This is a genomic window from Pseudomonas sp. CAM1A, from assembly GCF_047501685.1.
In the GTDB taxonomy this organism is placed as follows: Bacteria; Pseudomonadota; Gammaproteobacteria; order Pseudomonadales; family Pseudomonadaceae; genus Aquipseudomonas.
The window spans coordinates 67,076-91,980 of the sequence record NZ_JBFNXP010000004.1; the positions used below are offsets into that span (position 1 = coordinate 67,076).

Sequence of the window (24,905 nt, forward strand, 5' to 3'; positions counted from 1 at the left end):
GCGCGCTAGCATGGCGTCATGTCCGACGCCATCCGCCACCTCACCCTCGCCAACGGCCTGCACCTGACCCTGCGTCATGCGCCACGCCTCAAACGCGCGGCGGCGGCGCTGCGTGTGCATGCAGGCAGCCACGACGCACCGGCGCGCTGGCCGGGCCTGGCGCACTTTCTCGAACACCTGTTCTTCCTCGGTACCGCGCGTTTCCCACTGGACGACGGCCTGATGCGCTACGTGCAGGGCCTGGGCGGCCAGGTCAATGCCAGCACCCGCGAACGCACCACCGATTTCTTTTTCGAAGTGCCCCCTGCAGCACTGGCCGGCGGGCTGGAGCGTCTGTGCCAGATGCTCGCCGAACCGGACTTTGCCATCGAGCGCCAGCGCCGCGAACGCGAGGTGATTCATGCCGAGTTCATCGCCTGGTCGCGCAACCCCGAGGCGCAACGCCAGTTCACCCTGTTGCAATCGGTATCGGCGCGCCATCCGCTGAGCGCTTTCCATGCCGGCAACCGCTACAGCCTGCCGCTGGAAAGCCCGGCCTTCCAGCAAGGGCTGAGACTGTTCCATCAACGCCACTATCAAGGCAAGCAGCTCACCTTGAGCCTGGCCGGCCCGCAGTCACTGGATGAACTGGCACAACTGAGCAGACGATACGGCGAGTTGTTCGCCCAGGGTGCGGGCACCGTCCGCAACCCGCCGCCTGCCTTGCTCGAAGCGCCTTTGCGCCAGCCAACCGCATGGGGAGCTCGTCATGACTGGCTGTTTGCCCATGACCACGTGCCGGAAGGCGCCGAGCAGGCGCTTGAATTGTTGTTAGCCCAGCTCACCGACAGCCGGCCTGGCGGTTGGCTGGATGCCTTGCGCAAACGCGGCTGGCTGCAGGACTGCAAGGCGCAACAACTCCACGCCCATGCCGGACAGCTGCTCTGGCATGTCCAGTTGCAGCTGTCGGACGAGGCCTGCCTGGCCGAGGCCCGGGTACTGCTGCATGGCTGGCTGGATTTTCTACGACAGCAGGATCCTGGACAGCTGAACCTGCGCTTCACTCAACTGCAGCAACGCCGGGAACAAGCTGGCAGCGCGCTTGAACTGGCCCAGCGCGACAGCGCCGGTCGGCCTTTCAGCGGACTGTCGGCCCAAGGCCTGGCCGCCTTCGATGCACTGTTGGCCGACCTGCCATCCATGCCTGCAGGAGACTGGCAACTCCCCCCCGAGGAAACACTGCTGGCAGACGCACTGCCCACGATCGGCAGGGCATTGCCAGCCGCGCTTGGTATCGGCCACTGCCTGCCGCCAGCACGCCAGTTCGCAGCCCTGGACCTGCGCTGGCAGGTTCCATCACCGCTGCGCCAACGTCTGTGGACCGTTCTCGAGCACAGCCTTCGACCGTTGCGCGAGCGTGCCACGCAGGCGGCATTGCAACTGGGTTTCGAGGCCCGCGGCGAGTACTGGCAGTTGCGCCTGGCGGGACATCCCCTGGCCGTGATCAACGCCACGCAGGAGGCGCTTGCGTTGCTGCGCGCGCCTGCCAGGCAGCATTGGCACGCGCCAGCGGCAGCCGAAGCCCCCTTGATACCGATCCGCGCCCTGCTCAAGGCATTGCCGGACACCTTGCTGATGGGCGCAACGCAACCACTACCGGCCTGCACGCCGGACCAGCCGCAGCTCGATTCACTCTGGCAGCAGGCCCGGTGGCAGGGGTTGGCACAAGGATTCGACACGGCGCAACAGGGGGCGCTGGGAGCCGCGTTGCAGGACCTCATGGGCCAGCCTGCCGAGCCTTCAGCGCCACGCCCGATCCAGGGGCGCCACTGGCGGCAAATCCAGACTTCGGGCAGCGAGGCCGCACTGTTGCTGTTCTGCCCATTGCCTGCGCATCTGCAGCCCACCGGCCGCCTGCTCGCCCAGCTGTTGCAAGGCCCGGTCTATCAACGCCTGCGCGTCGAGCTGCAGTTGGGTTATGCAGTGTTAAGCGCCTTTCGTCAGATCGAGGGCTACAGCGGGCTCCTGTTCGGCGTGCAATCACCGCACGCCAGCCACGCAGAGATCCTTGGCCACCTGATGGACCTGCTGGGTCAAGGCGTCGAGCTGGACGCCAATGCCCGTGCGCAGCTGGCCGATCAGTTCGACGAAGCGGCGATGAGCAATGCCGATGTCGTGCACTGGGCCTGGCAGGCACATATGGCGACACACAATCCGGACCTGTCGCGAATGCGCCGGTCTATTCTCAATGTCGAGCAAGTTCAGTTGGACGAACTGCTGCAGCAACTCATCGACGCCAGGCACGGTTGGCTGTGCCTGGCCAATGCCGCCGCGCCGGACGCCAAATGGCGGTGAGATCCAAGATGATTGTTACCGTTTGTGCAAGGGCACATTTCGAATAATTAACCTTTCGGTACAATTTTTTCTTGTAAGATAGCGCAATCTCGGTCAATGGAACCTCTCGTGCCTGGGAGAACCCAATAATGAACCGACCACCTCAAACCCATCCGGAAGGAGCAAACCCATGTGGACCAAACCTGCATACACTGACCTGCGTATCGGCTTCGAAGTGACCATGTACTTCGCCAACCGCTAAGCGGCAGTGCGTGACGACGCCTCGGCCCGCCGGGGCGTTGTCGTTTTTCGGATCAGCGTTTACGAGGGCGCGCATGTACATCCAGATTCTCGGTTCCGCCGCCGGTGGCGGCTTCCCCCAGTGGAACTGCAACTGCGTCAACTGCAAGGGCTACCGCGACGGCACCCTGCGCGCCACGGCGCGCACCCAGTCGTCCATCGCCCTGTCCGACGACGGCGAGCACTGGATCCTGTGCAATGCCTCGCCAGACATCCGCGCCCAGCTCCAGGCCTTTGCGCCGATGCAGCCGGCCCGTGCCCTGCGCGACACCGGTATCAATGCCATCGTCCTGCTCGACAGCCAGATCGACCACACCACCGGCCTGCTCAGCCTGCGCGAAGGCTGTCCGCACCAGGTGTGGTGCACCGACATGGTCCACCAGGACCTGACCACCGGCTTTCCACTGTTCAACATGCTCAGCCACTGGAACGGTGGCCTGGTGTGGAACCGCATCGACCTCGACACCAGCTTCGTCATCGACGCCTGCCCGAACTTGCGCTTCACCCCCTTCCCGCTGCGCAGCGCCGCGCCGCCCTACTCGCCGCACCGTTTCGACCCGCACCCGGGCGACAACCTCGGGCTGCTGGTGGAGGACACGCGCACCGGCGGCAAGCTGTTCTACGCGCCGGGCCTGGGCCAGGTCGATGCCAAGCTGCTGGAGATGATGCACGGCGCCGACTGCCTGCTGGTCGACGGCACCCTGTGGGAGGATGATGAAATGCAGCGCCGCGGCGTCGGCACCCGCACCGGCCGCGAGATGGGCCACCTGGCGCAGAACGGCGCGGGCGGCATGCTCGAGGTGCTGGACGGCTTCGCGCGCCAGCGCAAGGTGCTTATCCACATCAACAACACCAACCCGATCCTCGACGAAGACTCGCCGGAACGCGCCGAAGTACAGCGCCGCGGCGTGGAAGTCGCCTTCGATGGCATGAGTATCGAGTTGTAAGGAGGCCCTGTGAGCGACGCAACGCCGATGTCCCCTGCCGAGTTCGAGCAGGCCCTGCGCGCCAAGGGCGCCTACTACCACATCCATCACCCCTACCACGTGGCGATGTATGAAGGTCGCGCCAGCCGCGAGCAGATCCAGGGCTGGGTGGCCAACCGCTTCTACTACCAGGTGAACATCCCGATGAAGGATGCGGCGATCCTGGCCAACTGCCCGGACCGCGAAATCCGCCGCGAGTGGATCCAGCGCCTGCTCGACCACGACGGCGCGCCCGGCGAGGACGGTGGTATCGAGGCCTGGTTGCGCCTCGGTCAGGCCGTGGGCCTGGACCCCGAGCAACTGCGTAGCCAGGAGCTGGTGCTGCCCGGCGTGCGCTTCGCCGTCGACGCCTACGTCAACTTCGCCCGCCGCGCCTGCTGGCAGGAGGCCGCCAGCAGCTCGCTGACCGAACTGTTCGCCCCGCAGATCCACCAATCGCGCCTGGACAGCTGGCCGCAGCACTATCCGTGGATCGACCCGGCCGGCTATGAATACTTCCGTACCCGCCTGGGCCAGGCCCGGCGTGATGTGGAACACGGTCTGGCGATCACCCTGCAGCACTACACCACCCGCGAGGGACAGGAGCGCATGCTGGAGATCCTGCAATTCAAGCTGGATATCCTGTGGAGCATGCTCGATGCCATGAGCATGGCCTATGAACTGAACCGCCCGCCGTACCACAGCGTCACTGCCGAGCGGGCCTGGCACAAGGGGATCGCCCTATGAGTTTCGACCGTCAACAGGTGCCCGCCTGGCGCCCCGGCTATCGTTTCCAGTACGAGCCCGCGCAAAAGGGCAACGTGCTGCTGTACCCCGAGGGGATGATCAAGCTCAACGACAGCGCCGGCCTGATCGGCGGGCTGATCGATGGCCAGCGCAGCGTCGCCGCGATCATCGGCGAGCTGCAACAGCAGTTCCCCGGTGTGCCCGAAGTCGCCGACGACATCGAGCAATTCATGGAGGTGGCCCGTGCCGAACACTGGATCACCCTCGCCTGAGGTGCCGGTCGGCCTGCCGCTATGGCTGCTGGCCGAACTCACCTACCGCTGCCCGCTGCAGTGCCCGTACTGCTCCAACCCGCTGGACTTCGCCGAGCAGGGCAAGGAGCTGAGCACCGAGCAGTGGTTCAAGGTAATGGCCGAAGCCCGCGAGATGGGCGCCGCGCAGATCGGCTTCTCCGGCGGCGAGCCGCTGGTGCGCCAGGACCTCGCCGAGCTGATCGGCGAAGCCCGGCGCCTGGGCTACTACACCAACCTGATCACCTCCGGCATCGGCTTGACCGAGCAGAAGATCGCCGCGTTCAAGCAGGCCGGGCTGGACCATATCCAGATCAGCTTCCAGGCCAGCGACGAGCAGGTGAACAACCTGCTGGCAGGGTCGAAGAAGGCCTTCGCGCAGAAGCTGGAGATGGCCCGGGCGGTGAAAGCCCACGGCTACCCGATGGTGCTCAACTTCGTCACCCATCGGCACAACATCGACCGGATCGACCGCATCATCGAGCTGTGCATCGCTCTGGAGGCTGACTTCGTGGAGCTGGCCACCTGCCAGTTCTACGGCTGGGCGCACCTCAACCGCCTCGGCCTGCTACCGACCCGCGCCCAGCTGGAACGGGCCGAGCGCATCACCAATGAGTACCGCGACAAACTCAAGGCCGAAGGCAGCCCGTGCAAGCTGATTTTCGTTACCCCCGACTACTACGAAGAGCGCCCCAAGGCCTGCATGAACGGCTGGGGCAGCCTGTTCCTGACCATCACCCCGGACGGCACCGCCCTGCCCTGCCATGGCGCACGCCAGCTGCCGGTGCAGTTCCCCAATGTGCGCGACCATGACCTGCACCACATCTGGTACGACTCGTTCGGCTTCAACCGCTTCCGGGGTTATGACTGGATGCCCGAGCCGTGCCGCTCGTGCGACGAGAAGGAGAAGGACTTCGGCGGCTGCCGCTGCCAGGCCTTCATGCTCACCGGCGACGCCAGCAAGGCCGACCCGGTGTGCGCCAAGTCACCAGACCACGGCATCATCCTCAAGGCCCGCGAGGAAGCCGAGCACGCCACGTTGGAGATTGAACAGATGACCTTCCGCAACGAGCGCAACTCCCATGTCATTGCCCGCGGCTGAGTTCAGCGCCACCCAGGCGGTGGCCGCCGGGACCGATTTCGCCGAACTGAAGGTCGGCGAACAGGGTGTGTTCTGGAACGAGTTCCGCCCCGCCGATGGCGCTTGCCGGATCTGGCACTGGCGCGACCACCAGGCGCGCTGCCTGACCCCGGACGGGTTCAGCGTGCGCAGCCGGGTCTATGAATACGGTGGCGGCAGCTTCTGCCTGGGTGGGGACGGGCTGGTGTTCGTCAACGAAAAGGACCAGCAGGTCTACCTGCAGGCCTTGGACGGCAGCCCACCGCGCCCGCTTACCCACGCCGACGACTGCCGCTATGGCGATGTGCAGTGGCATGCCGGCCAGGTGCTGGCCGTCGAAGAGCAGCATGGCGAGCAGGTCGTGCATCGCTTGGTGAGTCTCTCGGCGGAACATCGACAAATCCTGGTCGAAGGGGCCGACTTCTACGCCTCGCCCACGCTGAGCCCAGATGGAAAGCGGCTGGCCTGGATCGAATGGGACCGGCCGGCGCAACCCTGGACCGTCACCCGCCTGATGTGCCGGGAGCGCGAACCTTCTGGCGTTTGGGGCGCGGCACGCTGCGTCGCCGCGCAGGACGAATCCTTGCAGCAGCCCCGTTTCGATGAACAAGGCCGCTTGTACTGCCTCTCCGACCGCGACGGTTTCTGGCAGCCCTGGGGCGAACTCGACGGACACTGGCAACGCCTGCCCGCCGCATCCGCAGACCACGCCGCCGCTCCCTGGCAGCTGGGCGCCAGCACCTGGCTGGCCCTCGGCGCCACCCGCTACCTGGCCAGCTGGTTCGAGGACGGCTTCGGGCAACTGGGGTTGCGCCGCGACAGCGGCGAAGTGGAGCGCTATGCCAGTGCATACACGCGGTTCCGTAGTCTGGCCCTGGACAACGAGCGGATCTATGCAGTGGCCGCCTCGCCGATCAGCCCAGCGGCGGTGATTGCCATCGACCGGCGCAGCCACGAAGTCGAAGTACTGGCAGGCGGCACCGAGGTACTGCCCGTGGAACACATCAGCCGCCCGCAGCCAATCCACTATGCCAGTGGCGATGGCGCGGCCCACGGTTTCTTCTACCCAGCCATGCAAGGTACGGCCGGCCTACCCCCACTGGTTGTGTTCATCCATGGCGGCCCGACATCGGCCTGCTACCCAGTGCTCGACCCGCGTATCCAGTACTGGACCCAACGCGGCTTCGCCGTCGCCGACCTCAACTACCGAGGCAGCAGCGGCTATGGCCGCGCCTACCGCCAGGCGCTGCACCTGCGCTGGGGCGAATACGACGTCGAGGACGCCTGCGCGGCAGTCGGGCACCTTGCCGAGCAGGGCCTGGTCGACCCGGCCCAGGCCTTTATCCGCGGTGGCAGCGCCGGGGGCTACACCACCCTGTGCGCCTTGGCCTTCCAGGATGTGTTCCGTGGCGGCGCCAGCCTGTACGGCGTCAGCGACCCCGAGGCGCTGGGACGGGCCACCCACAAGTTCGAAGGCGACTACCTGGACTGGCTGATCGGCGACCCGCAGCGCGATGCCGAGCGGTATCGCCAGCGCACCCCGTTGCTGCATGCCGGACGAATCAAGGTACCGGTGATTTTCTTCCAGGGTGAGCTGGACGCGGTGGTGGTGCCGGAGCAGACACGCTCGATGCTCGAGGCCCTACAGGCCAATGGCATCCGAGCCGAGGGGCATTTCTATGCGGGCGAGCGACATGGGTTCCGCCAGGCGGCGAACCTGGCGCATGCGCTCGAGGAAGAGTGGAAGTTCTACTGCCGGCTGCTTGGCCGATGATTCACCCGGGGGCCGCATTGCGGCCCCGATCCTTCAGCGCTTGGCGATGATGTACACCGCGTGCACGATCCCGGGGATGTAACCCAGCAAGGTCAGCAGGATGTTCAGCCAGAACGCCCCACCGAACCCCACCTGGAGGAACACGCCCAGCGGCGGCAGGAGAATGGCGATGATGATGCGTATGAAGTCCATGCAATGCGCTCCGTGAAGGTGTATCAACACAGACTAGCCGGACCTGCCAGAGGTTCCACCGGGCAAAAAAACGCCCCTGGCCATGTATTTCAGACCAGAGGCGATGCGCAGGAACGCGAGACGGTTCGTTGAAATTCTGTACGCTGGCTGCCGGGTCAGGCCGGCACTTCGCGGCGATTGTGCTGCTGGGCATGCAGCCGGGTGAACGCGCGGGCCAGGCGCAGGAGCATCTCGTCTATGTTGCCCTTGCTCACGGTCAGTGCCGGCGAGAAGCGCACCACGTCGGCCTGCGGCGCATTGAGCAGCAAGCCCTCCTGCAACGCAGCCTCGACCAGTTGCGCCGCGGCTCCCTCGCGTAGTTGCAGCCCCCACAACAGCCCCTGGCCGCGCACTTCGCCCTGGCCGTAGCGGCCAGCCAGGCGGCTGAGGCCATCGCGCAGGTGGCGGCCACTGTCCATCACCTGCTCGAAGAAACCGGCCTCCAGCACGGTCTGCAGCACAGCCAGCCCGGCGGCGCTCATCAGTGCGTTGCCATGGTGGCTGCCCTCGAGCTCCCCCGGTTCGGCGCAGCAGGCGCGCCCGCGGGCCAGCAGCGCGGCCAATGGCACACCACCACCGAGTCCCTTGCCGAGAGTGATGATGTCAGCCCGCACGCCGTAGGTTTCTTCTGCCAACAGGGCACCGCAACGTCCTACACCGGTCTGCACCTCATCGAGGATCAGCAGAATGCCCAGCTCACGGCACAACTGCTCGACACCCTGGAGGTACTCACGGGTGGCCGGGATCACGCCGGCCTCACCCTGTATCGGCTCGAGCATGATCGCCACGGTGCGCGAGTCGACCGCCGCATGCAGCGCCGCCAGGTCGTTGAACGGCACCTTGCTGAAGCCCGGCAAGCCGGGCTCGCAACGGTTGCATGGCAGCGGGTCGGACGCCGACAACGCCCCGAGCGTGCGCCCATGGCAGCCTTGGCTGGCGGTAATGATGTGATAGGCGCCGTTGCGGTGCAGCTGGCCCCATTTGCGCGCCAGCTTGATCGCACCCTCGCAGGCCTCGGCACCACTGTTGAGCAGGTAGGCCTGATCACTGCCGGTGCGCTGGCACAGCAGCTCGACCAGGTTCAGCAGGCCGCGGCTGTGATAGCCGGCGCCGGGATTGATCAGCGCCTGCGCCTGGTCGCCCAGGGCCTTGACCAGCACGCTCGGGCTGTGGCCCAGGCTGTTCACCGCGCAACCCTGGGTGAAGTCCAGGTAGGCGTGCCCCTCGTCGTCCCACAACCACGATCCCTGCCCTCGCACGAATACGTGCGGCGCACGTTCGATGCTGGGCATCAGCCGCTCGCGGGAGCACTGCGCGGCGGCCGGCACGCTCACCGAGGCACGCTCGGGCTCGGCGACGGCGGGTGCCGAACGGCGCAGGTTGAACAGGTTCATCGGGACTCCGGCCAATCACGGTGGTGGGCAGTCAGGGTTCCGGTCTGGCGCCGGAATTGAATATTCTGCCTTTCCTATCAAAGGTGTTTTTCAGCTGGGGTAACAATCGCCGGGATGAGCGCTGTAACCCGTTGGAATACGGCGATAGACTAGGCCTCTGGTCGTTTCGCGGCCATTTCGTTTTCTCAGCTTTTTCGATAAGTATCACTTATGGATTTCCGCCAACTGCGTTACTTCGTCGCGGTCTATGAAGAAGGCCATGTGGGGCGCGCCGCCGAACGCCTGTCGCTGTCCCAGCCAGCGCTGTCGCAGCAGATTCGCCAGCTGGAGCACAGCCTCGACCTGAACCTGTTCGAACGCAGCAACAAACGCCTGCTGCCCACGCTCGCCGCGCATACCCTGTACAACCACGCCCTGCCCTTGCTCGATGGCCTGCAACGGGCCCACGAGGCGATGGGCAACTTCAAGGGCCAGTCGCTGCGCACCCTGGCCATCGGCGTGCTGCAGACCGTACGGCCAAGCCTGGTGCCGCAGCTCCTGGAGCGGGTGCGCAAAGCCCAGCCGCACCTGGTGGTACAGATCTATGAGCTGTCGGGGTCGGAGATCGAGCGGCGCCTGCTCAACGGCAGCCTGGACATCGGCATCAGTTACCTGCCGCCACGCCAGCCAGGGCTGCATGGCTTACTGCTGTACGAAGATGAACTGCAGTTGGTCATCCCCCGTACCCACCCGTTGAAGGACTTCAAGAAAGTCTCGATCCGTCAGGCAGCCGAGTTACCGATGCTGATGCTTGGCGAGGAGTTCCAGATCCGCCAGATCTGGAAGGCACAGCTGGCCAGCCAAGGGCGCCGGCCGCAAGTGCAGGCCGAGATGAACAACATGGCGGGGATCCTCGACAGCCTGGCGCACACGGCGCTGGTGACCATCCTGCCGGGCCGGGCCAAGGATGCCGCGCAGGACGACCAGGCGCTGCTGTGGAAGCCCCTGAGCGAGCCGCGTATTCCGCTGAAGGTAGGCCTGGTGTTCCGTGACGCGCAACGCCAACAGGCCTCGGTCGAGCTGCTGCGCAGCTTGCTGGAGGAAGAGGCCGACCCACGCCAGCTGGGGGTTTCGCCGCTGGACGTGCTTGGCTGAAACACGCGCACAAAGAAAACCCCGCCTAAGCGGGGTTTTCCAGACTGTTTCCCTTCGACATCCCTATCACCCCGCCATCCTGGCAGGAAATCCTTCTTGTCCCTGTTCTATCTTTTCGCGCTTCCTGCGCAACTTCCTTGTAAGGCGTCCTGCTCTGTCCATTGCGCATCCTGCGCTACGTCCATGTAAGAAAGAGTAACCGTGGATCCAATCTTAGGAAAGAGGCGAAACGTCACCACGTCGTGTAAGCCAAAGCTTACAAAAGCAGTTCATTCACAAACACGCCGCCCTGACAAAACAAAAGGCCGCCCCTACAGACGGATTGCATCCCCCTGTAGGAGCGGCCTCATGCCGCGACGGGCTGCAACGCAGCCCCGCAATGGTCAGAACTGCGCGGCGTCCAGCAGGTAGAGCGACTCGCTGCCCGCCTTCACCGATGCCACCAACGAGTGAACCCGTGGCAGCAGGCGTGCGAAGTAGAATCGCGCCGTGCCCAGCTTGGCCCCGTAGAAGTCGGCATCACCTTCACCGGCCTTGGCCGTTCGCGCCATCAGTGCCCACATATAGGCATAGGCGACATAACCGAATGCGTGCAGGTACTCGACCGAAGCCGCGCCGATCTCGTTGGGGTTGCCCTTGGCCTGATCCAGCACCCAGGCGGTCAGCTCGTCGAGCTGGTCGAGGGAGGCTGCCAGAGGCTTGGTGAACTCGCCAAGGTCAGCAGCGCTGGTGGCGATGAACTGGCGGATCTCGTCGGCGAACAGTGTGTAGTAGGCGCCGCCGCTGGCCACCACCTTGCGGCCTACCAGGTCCAGCGCCTGGATACCGTTGGTGCCTTCGTAGATCTGGGTGATGCGCACATCGCGCACCAACTGCTCCTGGCCCCATTCGCGGATGTAGCCATGGCCGCCGAAGACCTGCTGGCCATGCACGGTGCACTCCAGACCCAGGTCGGTGAGGAAGGCCTTGGCCACCGGGGTCAGCAACGCCACCAGTTCCTCGCTGCGCTTGCGGGTCGCGGCGTCTTCGCTGTACTTGGCGCTGTCGAGCTGCATAGCCACATAGGTGGAGAACGCCCGGCCGCCCTCAGTCAACGCCTTCATGGTCAGCAGCATGCGCCGCACGTCCGGATGGACGATGATCGGGTCGGCCACCTTGTCCTTGGCCTGCGGGCCGGTCGGGGCACGGCTCTGCAGACGATCGCGGGCGTACTCCACGGCGTTCTGGTAGGAGCGCTCGGCCGAAGCCAGGCCCTGGATGCCGACACCCAGGCGCTCGTAGTTCATCATGGTGAACATGGCCGCCAGGCCCTTGTTAGGTTCACCGACGATGTAGCCGACCGCTTCGTCGAAGTTCATCACGCAGGTGGCCGAGCCCTGGATGCCCATCTTGTGCTCGATCGAGCCGCAAGTGGCCGGGTTGCGCGCGCCGAGGCCGCCATCTTCGTTGACCAGGAACTTGGGTACCAGGAACAGCGAGATGCCTTTCGGTCCAGCCGGAGCGTCCGGCAGCTTGGCCAGCACCAGGTGGATGATGTTCTCGGTGAGGTCGTGCTCGCCGCCGGTGATGAAGATCTTGGTGCCACTGACCTTGTAGCTGCCATCGGCCTGGGGCTCGGCCTTGGTGCGGATGATGCCCAGGTCGGTACCGGCGTGGGGCTCGGTGAGGCACATGGAACCGGCCCAGACGCCGGCGTACATGTTCGGCAGGTACTTTTCCTTGAGCGCTTCACTGGCGTGAGCGTTGATCGACAGGCAGGCGCCGGCGGTCAGCATCGGGTACAGGCCGAAGGCCAGGCTCGAGGCATTGACCATCTCCTCGACCTGGGCCGAGACGACCTTGGGCATGCCCATGCCACCAAACAGCGGATCACCGCCAACGCCGACCCAGCCCCCTTCGGCATAAGTCTTGTAGGCGTCGATGAAACCCGCCGGGGTACGCACCGAACCGTTTTCCCAGTGGCAACCCTCTTCGTCGGCGGCGCGGCTCAGCGGCGCGATGGTCTTGCCGGTGACCTTGCCGGCCTCCTCCAGCACGGCCATGGCGGTGTCCGCGTCGACGGCCTCGGCCAGCGCGGGCAATTGCGACCAGAGCGTGGCCACATCGAAGACTTCATTGAGGACGAAGCGCATATCGCGCAGGGGCGCTTTATATTCAGCCATGACAACCTCTCGCTATCGGGGTCGGGGCGGCCCGTCGGGGCCGCGGCACTGGGATGACCGCAGTGTAACCGAACAACTTTTACGAGACATAGGGTCATCATGCGACCGAATAGTCAGGCATAGTCACGCGCTAACCCGCCATGCGCACGGCACCGCGCCGCGATTGCTGGCCGAAGGTCATGACACAGTTGCGCCCCGCGCCCTTGGCGCTGTACAGCGCCTGGTCGGCGGACTTGAGCACTTCGTCGGGGTTGCGGTGCTCGACCTGGCGCTCGGCGACGCCGATGCTGATGGTCACCGACACCGTGGTATTGACCGCTCCCCCACGGCGCTGGCGCCCGGTGGAATCATCCTGCGGGCGGCTGTTCTGGTCACGCAGCTGGATAGCGTAGTTGGCGATCATCTCGCGCACCGCCTCCAGGTGCGGCAGGCATTCTTCGGCGGTCTTGCCGGCGAACACCAGGGCGAACTCCTCGCCACCGTAACGGTAGGCGCGCCCGCCCCCGGTCACCTTGGACAGGCGGCTGGCGACCAGGCGCAGTACCTGGTCACCGACATCGTGGCCATGGGTGTCGTTGAATTTCTTGAAGTGGTCGACGTCGGTCATGGCGATCACATAATTACGCCCCAGGCGCTGCATGCGCTCGTTCAGGGCGCGCCGCCCCGGCAGGCCGGTGAGCTCGTCGCGGAAGGCCATCTGGTAGGCCTCGTGGGACACCGCGGCGGCGATCATCAGCATCACCTGGCTGCACATGATGTTCAGCGTGAACGGCAGGATGAAGGTCTTGGGCAGCATCCAGAACACGCCGATCAGGCCAATGATCTGCGCGGCATGCAAGGGTCTTGGTTCACGCAGGTACTGCACCACCAGCAGGATGAATACGGCCAGGAACAAGGGGTAGGCCAACTGGATCAGGCTCATCCACTGGCCATGCAGCGCTGGCCAGCGGATCTCGGCCAGCCAGCCCAGCAGCGCCTCGGGAAAGCTCTGCTCCAGCGCCACCGCCACGCTACTTACGGCGAACAGCACGGCGAAGCGCGCCAGCAGGTCCTGGGCCAGGTGGGTGCGCTCCTGCCATGCCCCGTACAGGCCGAACAGCGCCGGCAACAGCAGGCACACCAGATGGAAGATCACCGCCGCATCCTCGCGGACCCGGCCATTGTCGCGGTAGAAATCGGTCTGGGTGTCGAGCAGGAAATAGGCGATGTACACCGATACCATCAGGAACAGCTCGCGCTGGCGGCGGTATACGGCGCAGTAGGCGCCCCCCAGCAACAGCACCAACGTGGGTAGAACGTTGAACAGCGATGTGAAGAAGACGCTGAGGTCCCTCACATAGGCTGCCGCAAGCCCTGCCAGCAACAGAATCAGCGAAGGCAGGAAGTGGCTCGCGCGTACAGCGGATAGACGAAACAAGGGTAATCTCCGACCCGGCAGATCAATAATGGCATTGTGCCCCTACTTCATCGGCAGTGCACATGAATAGATGAATACAGATGCCCGCTTTAACGGCAGGTCAGGGGCGAAGCTTGAGGCTTTCTCGTTACTGGATGCGACACCCAGTAGGATTTTTCCTGCTTACACGATCCCTATGGGAGCCTAAGCCGCAGCTGACGTCCGGGCGAAAAAAAACCGCCTGCCGGTAAAGGCAGGCGGTTTTTCGTAAAACCGACAGGCTTAGATGGACAGACCGAAGTCTTCTTCCTTCATCGCCATCAGGTTGTCGGCGCCGGACAGAATGGCCGCCACGTGGGCGCGGGTACGCGGCAGGATGCGCTGGAAGTAGAAGCGCGCAGTCTGCAGTTTGGCGGTGTAGAACGCCTCTTCGCTGGTGCCGGCCGCCAGTTTCTCGGCTGCCAGGCGGGCGATGTCGGCCCAGAAGTAGGCCAGGCACGCATAGCCGGAGTACATCAGGTAGTCCACCGAAGCGGCACCCACTTCCTCGCGGTCCTTCATCGCGGCCATGCCGATCTTCATGGTCAGCTCGCCCCACTCTTTGTTGATCGCGGCCAGCGGCTCGACGAACTCCTTGGTGGCGGCATTGCCTTCCTGGGATTGGCAGAACTTGTGAACGATCTTGGTGAAGCCCTTGAGCGCCTCGCCCTGGGTCATCAGCACCTTGCGGCCGAGCAGGTCGAGCGCCTGGATGCCGGTGGTGCCTTCGTACAGCATGGAAATACGGCTGTCGCGGACGTTCTGCTCCATGCCCCATTCGGCGATGAAGCCGTGGCCGCCGTAGATCTGCACACCGTGGTTGGCAGACTCGAAACCGACTTCGGTCATGAACGCCTTGGCGATCGGAGTCAGGAAGGCCAGCAGCGCGTCGGCCTTCTTGCGCTCTTCCTCGTCCTGGCTGTACTTGACGATGTCCACCTGCTTGGCGGTGAAGTAGACCATGGCGCGGTTGCCTTCGGCGAACGCCTTCATGGTCAGCAGCATGCGGCGCACGTCCGGGTGGACGATGATCGGGTCAGCGGCTTTTTCCGGTGCTTTCGGGCCGGTCAGCGAGCGCATCTGCAGGCGATCGCGGGCGTACTTCAGGCCACCCTGGAACGCCACCTCAGCGTGGGCCAGGCCTTGCAGCGCGGTCCCCAGGCGAGCGGTGTTCATGAAGGTGAACATGCAGTTCAGGCCCTTGTTGGCCGGGCCGATCAGGTAGCCGGTGGCGCTGTCGAAGTTCATCACGCAGGTGGCGTTACCGTGGATGCCCATCTTGTGCTCGAGCGAGCCGCAGCTCACGCCGTTGCGCTCACCCGCGCCGCCTTCGGCATTGGGCAGGAACTTCGGCACGATGAACAGCGAGATACCCTTGGTGCCGGCCGGCGCATCGGGCAGGCGGGCCAGGACGATGTGGACGATGTTGTCGGCCATGTCGTGTTCACCGGCCGAGATGAAGATCTTGGTGCCGGACACTTTGTAGCTGCCGTCGGCCTGAGGTTCGGCCTTGGTGCGCAGCATCCCCAGGTCGGTGCCGCAGTGCGGTTCGGTCAGGCACATGGTGCCGGTCCATTCACCGGACACCAGTTTGGTCAAGTAGGTCTCCTGCTGCTCGGGGGTACCGTGCTCGGAGATGGTGTTCATCGCGCCATGGGACAGGCCTGGGTACATGCCCCACGACCAGTTCGACTCACCGACCATTTCGCTCAGGGCCAGGCCCAGCGATTCGGGCAGGCCCTGGCCGCCGTGCTCGGCGTCGTGGGCCAGGCTCGGCCAGCCGCCTTCGACGAACTGCTGGTAGGCTTCCTTGAAGCCGGTCGGGGTCTTCACGCCCGCCTCGCTCCAGGTGCAGCCTTCCAGGTCGCCAACGCGGTTCAGCGGGGCCAGTACCTCTTCACAGAACTTCGCGCCTTCCTGCAGGATCGCGTCGACCATGTCCGGCGTGGCGTCCTGGCAGCCCGGCAGGCTCTGATAATGCGCCTCATAGCCGAGCAGTTCGTCGCGGACGAAGCGGATATCACGCAAGGGGGCTTTGTAATCAGGCATTGCGATGAACCTCTGTGATGAGTTCGGTGGGAAGACCGCGGGTACCGACCAGCTCTTGGCGGCTTTCGGTCAAACAGTTGTTTGAAACTTACGTTTAGCAGGCCTCGCTGTCAAGGTGGGCCAACAATGGCATTTATGCCGCCGAATATGACGATTCAGCCAAACACTCTCAAACGCATCGCGGGGCAAGCCCGCTCCCACGAATGGAAGCGGGCTTGCCCCGCGAAGTAAGCGAATGTGGTTCAGCGGGTCAGACGTAGGTGTCGATGAACCGACCGAGCATTTCATCGGAAGCCTTGGCGACTTTGGCACCCAGTTCGACTTCGTGCTTGCCCAGGGCCAGTTGCACGGTGCTGGTGGCCAGATCCATCTGCTGGCTGCGGTCAACGCCGCGCAGGCGCTCGGCCTGGTAGTCGGTGGACTGCCCGCTGGTGCCACGCTCGACGGCGCCGCTGGCGATCTGCTGGGCGGCTTGGTCGACACGGTTCTGACCGTTCTGGATGGCACCCAGGCCCGCGTAGTAGGCGGAGCTCGCATTGATTTCCATGTCAGGACTCCATGACGCTGGATAATGAACAGGTCTTATTAAAGCAGCAGACCGGGAAAAAGGCCCGTTTAAATCCCTAATAGCCTAGTGCCATCTGATAGGTAAAGGCCTAATCCAACAGGTCCAGGTGCAAATGCTCCGCCACCGCGGCGGCGCCCGCCTGCTTCAACCAGGGTACACGCCCCAGGCATGGCGCGGGCAGCCGCTCGGCCAGGCTCGACAGGTTCTCCTCCAGGCGCGATGTGCGCGGATCGACGATGTTCGCCACCCAACCGGCCAGTTGCAGGCCGTCGCGGGCAATGGCCTCGGCGCTGAGCAAGGCGTGGTTGATGCACCCCAACCGCACCCCTACCACGAGGATTACCGGCAGCTTCAGGGCAATGGCCAGATCTGACAGGTTGGCATGCCCGGACAACGGCACCCGCCAGCCGCCGGCACCTTCGATCAAGGTGAAGTCGGCGTGCTGCGCCAGCACCTTGTGCATCGCATCACGCAGCACCGGCACGCTCAACACCACTCCCGCCTCATGCGCCGCCACGTGTGGAGCGATGGCCGGCTCGAAAGCGAAGGGGTTGACCGCTTCATAGGGCAGTTTGACCGAGCTTTCATCGATCAATGCCAGGGCATCGCTGTTGCGCAACCCTCTGGGCGTCACCATGCACCCGGATGCCACCGGTTTGGCCGCCAGCGTGCTCAGCCCCGCCTGCATCGCCGCATGCAGCAGACCCGCGGCGATGGTGGTCTTGCCGACATCGGTGTCGGTGCCGGCAATGAAATAGGCCTGGCTCATGTCACTGCTCCCCGACCTGCGATTTGCGCAAGACGCCATACACCACCTGATAGGTGGCAGGCAGCCCCTGAGGTTGGCGGAACTGTTCATAGGCCTGCAACAGGCCCTGCATCCGCGCCCGTCCGGTCAACCCCGATGGGCGCCCCGGATTGAGGTTGTGCGCACCCAGTGCCTTGAGCTCGTGGGTCAGGCTGCGCACGTCGGGGTAATGCAGTACATGGGGACGTCGCTCCAGATCGATCAGCTCCAGGCCGCTGCCTCCGCATAGACGCTGGTAATCCTCGAAACGCCGGAAGCGATTGACGTGCACCATGCCATCGACGGCCTGCCAGCTGGCGCGCAACTCATCGAGGGTGCCCACGCACAAGCTGCTGAATGCCAGCACGCCGCCTGGGCGCAGCACCCGCCGCGCCTCACCCAGCACGCTGGCGAACTGGCCGCACCACTGCACCGCCAGGCTGCTGAACAGCAGATCAACACTGCCATCGCGCAACGGCAGACGCTCGGCGTCACCAGCCACATGGTACCGGGCGCCGCCGTGCCCACGGGCATGGCGCAACATGCCCTCGGCAATGTCCACCGCCACACCATCGGCATCATTGAAGCGCTCGGCCAGGACTCGGCTGAAATGGCCGGTGCCACTGCCCATGTCCAGCCAGCGCACAGGGGCGATACCTGCGGGCAGTTTCTCCAGCAGCGCCATGCCTACGGCGCGTTGCAAGGCCGCGACACTGTCGTAGCTGGCTGCGGCACGGGAAAACGAAGCCGCCACCTGGCGCTTGTCCGGCAGGGCACCGGGCAAGGTGGGCTGGGAAAGATCAGTCATCGCCACTCTCATGCAGAAAACTCTTGATGCCCGCCGCCAGCTCCTGCGGGTACTCCAGCAGGAAGGCGTGGGAACTGTCTTCGACCAGGCCGACTTCCACGTCGGGCAACAGATCGCTCAGGGCCTTGGCAGCCTCCACCGGCACCAGCGCGTCACTGCCGGCGAACAGGTGCAGCTGCGGGCCGCCGTATTGCTCCAGGGCAGCGCGCGTATCGAGGCTGGCCAGCACCTCCAGCCCGGTGGCCAGGTACAGCGGATCGGTGTCGGGCACGCCGACGCCCAGTTGGCGCAGCAAGGTGCGCGGTTGCTGCGCGCCGTCGCTGCACAAGGTACGGAAGCGCTTGAGGGTCACCTGGGTATGGCTGCGGCAGCCATCGAGGAAGGTACCGAAGGTATCCGGCGCCATCCCGTGCGGCCAATCCGGCCGAGCGACGAAACTGGGGTTGCTAGCCAGGGTGAGCAAGCCGCAGCAATGATCACCGCGCTTGTGCGCCAAGGCGCTGGCGAGCATGCCACCCAGCGACCAGCCGCCCAGCCACACGTCGTTGGGCAGCTTGCGGTCGAGATAGTCGACCCAGGCCAGTGGGTCGCTGTCGGCCAGATCCGGCAACGGCATCAGCTCGACCTGCAGGCGCGGGTCCTGGGCACGCAGGCTGGCGGCCAGCGGCTCCAGTGAGGCGGTGCCCAGCCCCCAGCCGGGCAGAAGGATCATTCGGTTACGCATCGGCGGACTCCAGCTGTGGATAACACTCGGCCAATGCATTCAACAATAGCTGCACCTGCGCCTCACTGTGGGCGGCGCTCAGGGTCACCCGCAACCGGGCACTGCCGGCGGGTACGGTGGGCGGGCGAATCGCCGTGACCAGCAGCCCGCGTTCGCGCAGCAAGCGGGACAACGCCAACGCCCGCCCTGCATCGCCGATAAGGATCGGCTGGATTGCGGTGTGGCTGTCCATCAGGGTCAGGCCGATCTGCTCGGCGCCCGTGCGGAACTGCTGGATCAGCGCAGCGAGGTGCTCGCGCCGCCAGCGCTCCCGGCGCAGCAGCTCCAGCGCCTTGAGCGTGGCGCACGCCAATGCCGGCGGCTGGCTGGTGGTGTAGATGTAGGGCCGGGCGAACTGCACCAGCGCCTCGATCAGGTCCTCGCTGCCGGCAACGAAGGCGCCGGCGGTGCCACAGGCCTTGCCCAGGGTGCCGATCAGCACCGGCACGTCCTCCACGCCCAGGCCGAAATGCTCGACCAGGCCGCCGCCGTTGGCGCCCAAGGTACCAAAGCCATGGGCATCGTCGACCATCAGCCAAGCGTCGCGGCTGCGGGCGGCATTCGCCAGGGCCGGCAGGTCGGCGCAATCGCCATCCATGCTGAACACGCCATCGGTGACCACCAGGGTATTGCCGGTGGCTTTCTCCAGGCGACCGGCCAGGCTGGCCGGATCGTTGTGCAGATAGCGGCTGAAGCGGGCGCCGCTGAGCAGCCCGCCGTCAAGCAGGGAAGCGTGGTTGAGGCGGTCCTGCAGCACTGTGTCGCCCTGCCCCACCAGCGCGGTGATGGCACCGAGGTTGGCCATGTAGCCGGTGGAAAACAACAACGCCCGAGGGCGCCCGGTCAACTCGGCCAGCGCTTCTTCAACGGCATGGTGCGGGGTGCTGTGGCCGATCACCAGGTGCGAGGCGCCACCGCCGACACCCCAGCGCTCGGCACCGTCGCGCCAGGCCTTGATCACCTCGGGGTGATTGGCCAGGCCCAGGTAGTCATTGCTGCAGAAGGCCAGCAGCGGCTGGCCATCGACCACCACCTGCGGGCCTTGCGGGCTATCCAGCAGTGGCCGTTGACGATAGAGGTCGGCGGCACGCCGTTCGGCCAGCCGCGCGGCGAGATCGAAGGCCATGCTCAGGCCGAGGCTGCGTCGTAGAACAGCTCGCTGCTGCGCTGCTCGACCAGCGCCTGCTCGATGGCGGCCTGGTGCACTTCGTCGGCGTGCTCTTCGCGCGCTTCCGGCTGTATACCCAGGCGGGCGAACAGCTGCATGTCCTTGTCGGCCTGCGGGTTGGCGGTGGTCAGCAGCTTCTCGCCGTAGAAGATCGAGTTGGCCCCGGCCATGAACGCCAGCGCCTGCATCTGCTCGTTCATCTGCTCACGGCCGGCCGACAGGCGCACGTGGGACTTGGGCATGAGGATCCGGGCCACGGCGAGCATGCGGATAAAGTCGAACGGATCGACGTCTTGCTCGTCGGCCAGCGGCGTGCCGGCAACCTTGACCAGCATGTTGATCGGCACCGACTCCGGGTGCTCGGGCAGGTTGGCCAGCTGGATCAACAGGCCTGCACGGTCGTCCAGCGACTCGCCCATGCCAAGGATGCCGCCGGAGCAGATCTTCATGCCGGCGTCACGCACGTAGGCCAGGGTCTGCAGGCGCTCGCTGTAGGTGCGGGTGGTGATGATGCTGGTGTAGAACTCCGGCGAGGTGTCGAGGTTGTGGTTGTAGTAGTCCAGGCCGGCCTGGGCCAGGGCCTGGGTCTGCTCCTGGTCGAGCTTGCCGAGGGTCATGCAGGTTTCCAGGCCCATGGCCTTGACCCCTTTGACCATCTCCAGCACGTAGGGCATGTCCTTGGCCGACGGATGCTTCCACGCCGCGCCCATGCAGAAGCGGGTCGAGCCGATGGCCTTGGCCCGGGCGGCCTCCTCCAGCACCTTCTGCACTTCCATCAACTTCTGTTTTTCCAGCCCGGTGTTGTAGTGGCCGGACTGCGGACAATATTTGCAATCTTCCGGGCAGGCGCCGGTCTTGATCGACAGCAGTGTGGAGACCTGCACGCGGTTGGGGTCGAAATGCGCGCGGTGCATGGTCTGGGCCTGGAACAGCAGATCATTGAACGGCTGCTGGAACAGGGCCTTGACCTCGGCCAGGGACCAGTCGTGACGGGTTGTTGCAATTGCGCTGGCGCTCATCGGCGTTTCCTTATCTATGGTCTGACTGACGCCGGGACAGGAAAACCTTCCAGCGCATCACGGATAGCTCGCATAGTCACGGAAGGCCCATGAACTGTCAACCAATCAAGAATATACTGGTTTACATCTGTACAAATATCGATCAACCCTGTTTGCTCTGCGACGAGCGCGCAGGGCAGCCCTACCCCCTGTGCCTCGCCTGCGAGCAGACGCTGCCCTGGCTGCAAGAGCAATGCCGCCGTTGCGCGCTGCCCCTGGCATTGGACGACCTTCTCTGCGGCAACTGCAGCCGGCGCCAACCGGCATTCAAACGGGTAATCGCGCCCTGGCATTACGGCTTTCCTGTCGACACCCTGATAAGCCGCTTCAAGCACAACAGCCAGTGGCCCTTGGGGCGGTTGCTGGCCCAACTGCTCGGCCTGAGCCTGAGCCACCACTATCACGAAGGCTTGCCACGCCCTGACTGCTTGTTGCCCGTTCCCCTGGCCGGTCGACGACTGCGCCAGCGCGGCTTCAACCAGGCGGCGATGCTCGCCCGCTGGCTCGCCAGACAGTTGCGCCTGCCCTGCGACGAGCACTTGCTGCAGCGGGTGCGCGATACGCCGGCACAACAGGCGCTCGGTGCCAAGGCCCGGCAACGCAACCTGCGCCAGGCCTTCGCCCTCACCCCGGGCAGTGAACTGGAGGGCCGGCACCTGGCGCTGGTCGACGACGTGCTGACCACCGGGGCGACCGCGCAGACCATCGCCCGATTACTGCGCAAGGCCGGTGCCCGGCGGGTGGATATCTACTGCCTGGCGCGCACACCGCGCCCGGGCCAGGCTTGACTTGCCCCGTTGACGGCGGCAACGTCGCGGGACCTACACCACGCCTGATGCCCGCCCATGTCCCTGCCTGCCTTGCTCACCCAGCACATTGCCCGCCGCCCACAGCGCATCGCCCTGCTGCAACATGTCGCCGAGCAGGGATCTATCACCCGCGCCGCCAAGGCCGCGGGAATCAGCTACAAGGCCGCCTGGGATGCCATCGACGAACTCAATAACCTGGCGGCGCAGCCCTTGGTGGAACGCAGCACCGGGGGCAGGGGCGGCGGTGGCGCCCGGCTGTCCGCCGAAGGCGAACGGGTACTGCGCCTGTACCAGCGCCTGCAAGCGTTGCAGGCAGAGATCCTGGAGTCCGCCGAGGACAGCAACGACCTCGCTCTGCTCGGCCGGCTGATGCTGCGTACCAGTGCGCGCAACCAGTTGCAAGGGCGGATCAGCGGGCTGCGCCGCGAAGGCCGGCATGACCGCATCAGCCTGGACCTGGGCGGCGGCCTGGAGATCGAAGCCTTGATCACCCGGGGCAGTACCGAGCGGCTGGAGCTGGCACTGGGGGGCACGGTAGTGGCGCTGCTGAAGGCGGGCTGGGTGCAGTTGCTGGGGCCGGACGAGCTGGCGGAGCAAGGCAGCAATTGCCTGAAGGCCAAGGTCGAGGAGCTTGTCGGTGAACAGGACGGTCCCGTCGAGGTGCGCCTGGCACTGGGTAACGGGCAGACTTTGTGCGCTTTCGCCGAAGCTGACTGGCTGGCGCAGTATCAAGTCGGGCCGCAAAGCATGATGCGGGTGCAGTTCCATCCGTCGTTCGTGTTGCTGGGGGTTCCGGTCTAACCGGCTACGACAAGGGCGGGGCCTGCCATGTGATTGGGGTAACATGCAGCCACGCCGTCCCCGCGCCTGGAGCCTTTCATGTCCCACCCCTTCGACACCCTCACCCCCGACCTCGTGCTGGACGCCGTGGAAAGCCTGGGCTTTCTCAGCGATGCGCGGGTGCTGGCGCTCAACAGCTACGAAAACCGTGTCTATCAGGTGGGCATCGAGGGGGAACAACCGCTGATCGCCAAGTTCTATCGCCCTGGGCGCTGGAGCGATGCGGCAATCCTCGAAGAACATGCCTTCACCGCCGAGCTGGCGGAGTGCGAAGTGCCCGTGGTGGCGCCGCTGCTGCACGAAGACCGTTCCCTGTTCGAGCACCAGGGGTTTCGCTTTGCCCTGTTCCCGCGCCGTGGCGGCCATGCCCCGGAGCCGGGCAACCTCGACCAGCTGTACCGCCTGGGCCAATTGCTCGGGCGCTTGCATGCCGTGGCGGCCATCCGGCCATTCGAACACCGTGAACAGCTGGCTGTGGACAACTTTGGCCATGCCTCGCTCAACACCCTGCTGGACGGCGGCTTCGTTCCTCGCGAGCTGCTGCCGGCCTTCGAATCCGTGGCCCGCGACCTGCTCAAGCGGGTCGAGGATATCTATGCCCGCACCCCGCACCAGCGGATCCGCCTGCACGGCGACCTGCACCCCGGCAACCTGATGCACCGCGACGATATCTACCATGTGGTCGACCTCGACGACTGCCGCATGGGCCCGGCGGTGCAGGACCTGTGGATGATGCTTGCCGGCAGCCGCGAGGAACGCCTCGGCCAGCTGGCCGAGCTGATCGATGGCTACAACGAGTTCCACGACTTCGACCCGCGCGAGCTGGCCCTGATCGAGCCGCTGCGCGCCCTGCGCCAGTTGCACTACAGCGCCTGGCTGGCGCGGCGCTGGGATGACCCGGCATTTCCGCGCAGCTTCCCGTGGTTCGGCCAGCCGCGCTACTGGGGTGACCAGATCCTGGCCCTGCGTGAGCAGATGGCCGCCCTCGATGAACAACCGCTGAAATTGTTCTAGTGTCCTGTCTCGGAAATACGTTCTCTTTTGGCGAGTGGCTTGGGTGTTCGGCCAAGGCGCCGCGACGAGTCATAGCAGGGCTATGGCGAGGAGTGGCAACGCGGGCCGGGCGCCCAAGACGCCGCCAAAAGTGAACAGCTTATTTCCGAGACAGGACACTAGGTCTGCGCCGCGCTCTGTCTACAATAGGCGTCGCTTTATTTAGCTACCTAAGCAAGGATTCTGCATGCACGCCGCAAACCCGCGTCGCGGGTACATTCTGGGCCTCGGCGCCTACATCATCTGGGGCCTGTTCCCCCTGTACTTCAAAGCCATCCAGAGCGTCCCGGCGGTGGAAATCATCGTCCATCGGGTGCTTTGGTCAGCGCTGTTCGGCTCGCTCCTGCTGCTGGTCTGGAAGCACCCCGGCTGGTGGCGCGAACTGCGCGACAACCCCAGGCGCCTGGCCATCCTGGCCCTGAGCGGCACGCTGATCGCCGGCAACTGGCTGACCTATGTGTGGGCGGTGAACAACGGGCGCATGCTCGAGGCCAGCCTGGGCTACTACATCAACCCACTGATCAACGTATTGCTCGGCATGCTGCTGCTTGGCGAACGCCTGCGCCGCCTGCAATGGCTGGCGGTGGGCCTGGCGGCCCTCGGCGTGGCGCAACAGGTCTGGCAGGTCGGCAGCCTGCCCTGGGTATCGTTGGCGCTGGCCTTGTCGTTCGGCTTCTACGGGCTCATCCGCAAGCAGGCGCCGGTCGCGGCGCTGCCCGGCCTGGTGGTCGAAACCTGGATGCTGGTACCGCTGGCGATCGGCTGGCTGCTGCTGCACCCGACGGCCAACAGCGCCAGCCTGGAGTTCTTCAACAGCAGCGAGGCGCTGTGGCTGATCGCCGCCGGCCCAGTCACGCTGATACCCCTGGTGTGCTTCAACGCCGCCGCCCGCCACCTGCCGTACACCACCCTGGGCTTCCTGCAGTACCTGGCGCCGACCTTGGTGCTGCTGCAGGCGGTGTGGCTGTTCAATGAGCATCTTTCGTCCAGCACGCTGGTGGCATTCGCGTGTATCTGGGCAGGCCTGGCGATCTACAGCGTCGATGCCTGGCTGAGTTTGCGCAAGCGCGCCTGATCAATTAATGATCAATAAGCTGCAGGCCACGGAATGCGTGACCTGCAGCAAGGTCTCCAGAG

Annotated in this window: 23 protein-coding genes; 12 read left to right on the forward strand and 11 right to left on the reverse strand. The window is 65.1% G+C overall.

The window, feature by feature from the left end:
• Window positions 1-18: 18 nt before the first annotated feature.
• From pqqF to ABZO33_RS13240, 7 genes are all read left to right on the forward strand, one after another.
• Window positions 19-2,334 (forward strand): pyrroloquinoline quinone biosynthesis protein PqqF, encoded by a 2,316-nt coding sequence (pqqF, locus tag ABZO33_RS13210; RefSeq protein ID WP_414536391.1) that lies wholly within the window; start codon window positions 19-21, stop codon window positions 2,332-2,334.
• Window positions 2,335-2,503: 169 nt separating this feature from the next.
• A complete protein-coding gene (pqqA, locus tag ABZO33_RS13215; protein ID WP_003243383.1) occupies window positions 2,504-2,575 on the forward strand; it encodes a pyrroloquinoline quinone precursor peptide PqqA in 72 nt (23 codons plus the stop codon).
• A 73-nt stretch (window positions 2,576-2,648) separates the two neighbouring features.
• Window positions 2,649-3,560, forward strand: a complete 912-nt coding sequence (pqqB, locus tag ABZO33_RS13220; protein WP_414536392.1) for a pyrroloquinoline quinone biosynthesis protein PqqB — start codon at window positions 2,649-2,651, stop codon at window positions 3,558-3,560.
• A gap of 27 nt (window positions 3,561-3,587) precedes the next feature.
• Complete coding sequence (pqqC, locus tag ABZO33_RS13225; RefSeq protein WP_414536553.1) at window positions 3,588-4,325, forward strand: pyrroloquinoline-quinone synthase PqqC; 738 nt, start codon at window positions 3,588-3,590, stop codon at window positions 4,323-4,325.
• Window positions 4,322-4,597: a pyrroloquinoline quinone biosynthesis peptide chaperone PqqD gene (pqqD, locus tag ABZO33_RS13230; RefSeq protein ID WP_414536393.1), complete on the forward strand. Its 276-nt coding sequence runs from the start codon at window positions 4,322-4,324 to the stop codon at window positions 4,595-4,597. The genes pqqC and pqqD overlap by 4 nt, the downstream gene beginning before the upstream one ends.
• Complete coding sequence (pqqE, locus tag ABZO33_RS13235; RefSeq protein WP_414536394.1) at window positions 4,569-5,717, forward strand: pyrroloquinoline quinone biosynthesis protein PqqE; 1,149 nt, start codon at window positions 4,569-4,571, stop codon at window positions 5,715-5,717. Before pqqD ends, pqqE begins: the two co-directional genes overlap by 29 nt.
• Window positions 5,698-7,509, forward strand: a complete 1,812-nt coding sequence (locus tag ABZO33_RS13240) for a S9 family peptidase (RefSeq protein ID WP_414536395.1) — start codon at window positions 5,698-5,700, stop codon at window positions 7,507-7,509. The genes pqqE and ABZO33_RS13240 overlap by 20 nt, the downstream gene beginning before the upstream one ends.
• Before the next feature lie 33 nt (window positions 7,510-7,542).
• On the opposite strand, the gene ABZO33_RS13245 is transcribed toward ABZO33_RS13240, so the two are convergent.
• On the reverse strand, window positions 7,543-7,701 hold the full coding sequence (locus ABZO33_RS13245) for a YqaE/Pmp3 family membrane protein (RefSeq protein ID WP_003177654.1): 159 nt from the start codon (window positions 7,699-7,701) through the stop codon (window positions 7,543-7,545).
• Window positions 7,702-7,856: 155 nt separating this feature from the next.
• Window positions 7,857-9,134, reverse strand: a complete 1,278-nt coding sequence (locus ABZO33_RS13250; protein ID WP_414536396.1) for an aspartate aminotransferase family protein — start codon at window positions 9,132-9,134, stop codon at window positions 7,857-7,859.
• Window positions 9,135-9,344: 210 nt separating this feature from the next.
• On the opposite strand from ABZO33_RS13250, the gene ABZO33_RS13255 reads away from it, so the two are divergent.
• Window positions 9,345-10,268: a LysR family transcriptional regulator gene (locus ABZO33_RS13255; RefSeq protein WP_414536397.1), complete on the forward strand. Its 924-nt coding sequence runs from the start codon at window positions 9,345-9,347 to the stop codon at window positions 10,266-10,268.
• A gap of 383 nt (window positions 10,269-10,651) precedes the next feature.
• Here ABZO33_RS13255 and ABZO33_RS13260 read toward each other — a convergent pair whose 3' ends face one another.
• The 9 genes from ABZO33_RS13260 to bioB form a co-directional block, all read right to left on the reverse strand.
• A complete protein-coding gene (locus ABZO33_RS13260; protein WP_414536398.1) occupies window positions 10,652-12,430 on the reverse strand; it encodes an acyl-CoA dehydrogenase C-terminal domain-containing protein in 1,779 nt (592 codons plus the stop codon).
• Between the two features lie 130 nt (window positions 12,431-12,560).
• The gene (locus ABZO33_RS13265) at window positions 12,561-13,847 is read right to left on the reverse strand and encodes a diguanylate cyclase (RefSeq protein WP_414536399.1); all 1,287 of its coding nucleotides are present in this window, start codon (window positions 13,845-13,847) and stop codon (window positions 12,561-12,563) included.
• A gap of 261 nt (window positions 13,848-14,108) precedes the next feature.
• Window positions 14,109-15,914 carry a phenylacyl-CoA dehydrogenase gene (locus ABZO33_RS13270; RefSeq protein ID WP_414536400.1) on the reverse strand — a complete coding sequence of 602 codons (1,806 nt, stop codon included), beginning with the start codon at window positions 15,912-15,914 and terminating at the stop codon, window positions 14,109-14,111.
• Between the two features lie 250 nt (window positions 15,915-16,164).
• On the reverse strand, window positions 16,165-16,461 hold the full coding sequence (locus ABZO33_RS13275) for a pyrroloquinoline quinone biosynthesis protein PqqE (protein WP_414536401.1): 297 nt from the start codon (window positions 16,459-16,461) through the stop codon (window positions 16,165-16,167).
• Between the two features lie 109 nt (window positions 16,462-16,570).
• Window positions 16,571-17,251, reverse strand: coding sequence for a dethiobiotin synthase (gene bioD, locus ABZO33_RS13280; RefSeq protein ID WP_414536402.1), 681 nt, complete (start codon window positions 17,249-17,251; stop codon window positions 16,571-16,573).
• Between the two features lies 1 nt (window position 17,252).
• Window positions 17,253-18,077: a malonyl-ACP O-methyltransferase BioC gene (gene bioC / locus ABZO33_RS13285; RefSeq protein WP_414536403.1), complete on the reverse strand. Its 825-nt coding sequence runs from the start codon at window positions 18,075-18,077 to the stop codon at window positions 17,253-17,255.
• Window positions 18,070-18,801, reverse strand: a complete 732-nt coding sequence (locus ABZO33_RS13290) for an alpha/beta fold hydrolase (RefSeq protein ID WP_258599594.1) — start codon at window positions 18,799-18,801, stop codon at window positions 18,070-18,072. The genes bioC and ABZO33_RS13290 overlap by 8 nt, the downstream gene beginning before the upstream one ends.
• Window positions 18,794-19,966, reverse strand: a complete 1,173-nt coding sequence (gene bioF / locus ABZO33_RS13295; RefSeq protein WP_414536404.1) for an 8-amino-7-oxononanoate synthase — start codon at window positions 19,964-19,966, stop codon at window positions 18,794-18,796. The genes ABZO33_RS13290 and bioF overlap by 8 nt, the downstream gene beginning before the upstream one ends.
• Before the next feature lie 2 nt (window positions 19,967-19,968).
• The gene (gene bioB, locus ABZO33_RS13300; protein ID WP_414536405.1) at window positions 19,969-21,027 is read right to left on the reverse strand and encodes a biotin synthase BioB; all 1,059 of its coding nucleotides are present in this window, start codon (window positions 21,025-21,027) and stop codon (window positions 19,969-19,971) included.
• An 89-nt stretch (window positions 21,028-21,116) separates the two neighbouring features.
• Here bioB and ABZO33_RS13305 point away from each other — a divergent pair, with 89 nt between their 5' ends.
• The 4 genes from ABZO33_RS13305 (at window position 21,117) to rarD (ending at window position 24,843) form a co-directional block, all read left to right on the forward strand.
• Window positions 21,117-21,854, forward strand: a complete 738-nt coding sequence (locus tag ABZO33_RS13305) for a ComF family protein (RefSeq protein ID WP_414536406.1) — start codon at window positions 21,117-21,119, stop codon at window positions 21,852-21,854.
• 57 nt (window positions 21,855-21,911) lie between these two features.
• Window positions 21,912-22,676 (forward strand): TOBE domain-containing protein, encoded by a 765-nt coding sequence (locus tag ABZO33_RS13310; protein ID WP_046857415.1) that lies wholly within the window; start codon window positions 21,912-21,914, stop codon window positions 22,674-22,676.
• Between the two features lie 78 nt (window positions 22,677-22,754).
• On the forward strand, window positions 22,755-23,729 hold the full coding sequence (locus ABZO33_RS13315) for a serine/threonine protein kinase (protein ID WP_414536407.1): 975 nt from the start codon (window positions 22,755-22,757) through the stop codon (window positions 23,727-23,729).
• A 226-nt stretch (window positions 23,730-23,955) separates the two neighbouring features.
• Complete coding sequence (rarD, locus tag ABZO33_RS13320; RefSeq protein ID WP_414536408.1) at window positions 23,956-24,843, forward strand: EamA family transporter RarD; 888 nt, start codon at window positions 23,956-23,958, stop codon at window positions 24,841-24,843.
• Window positions 24,844-24,905 lie beyond the last annotated feature (62 nt).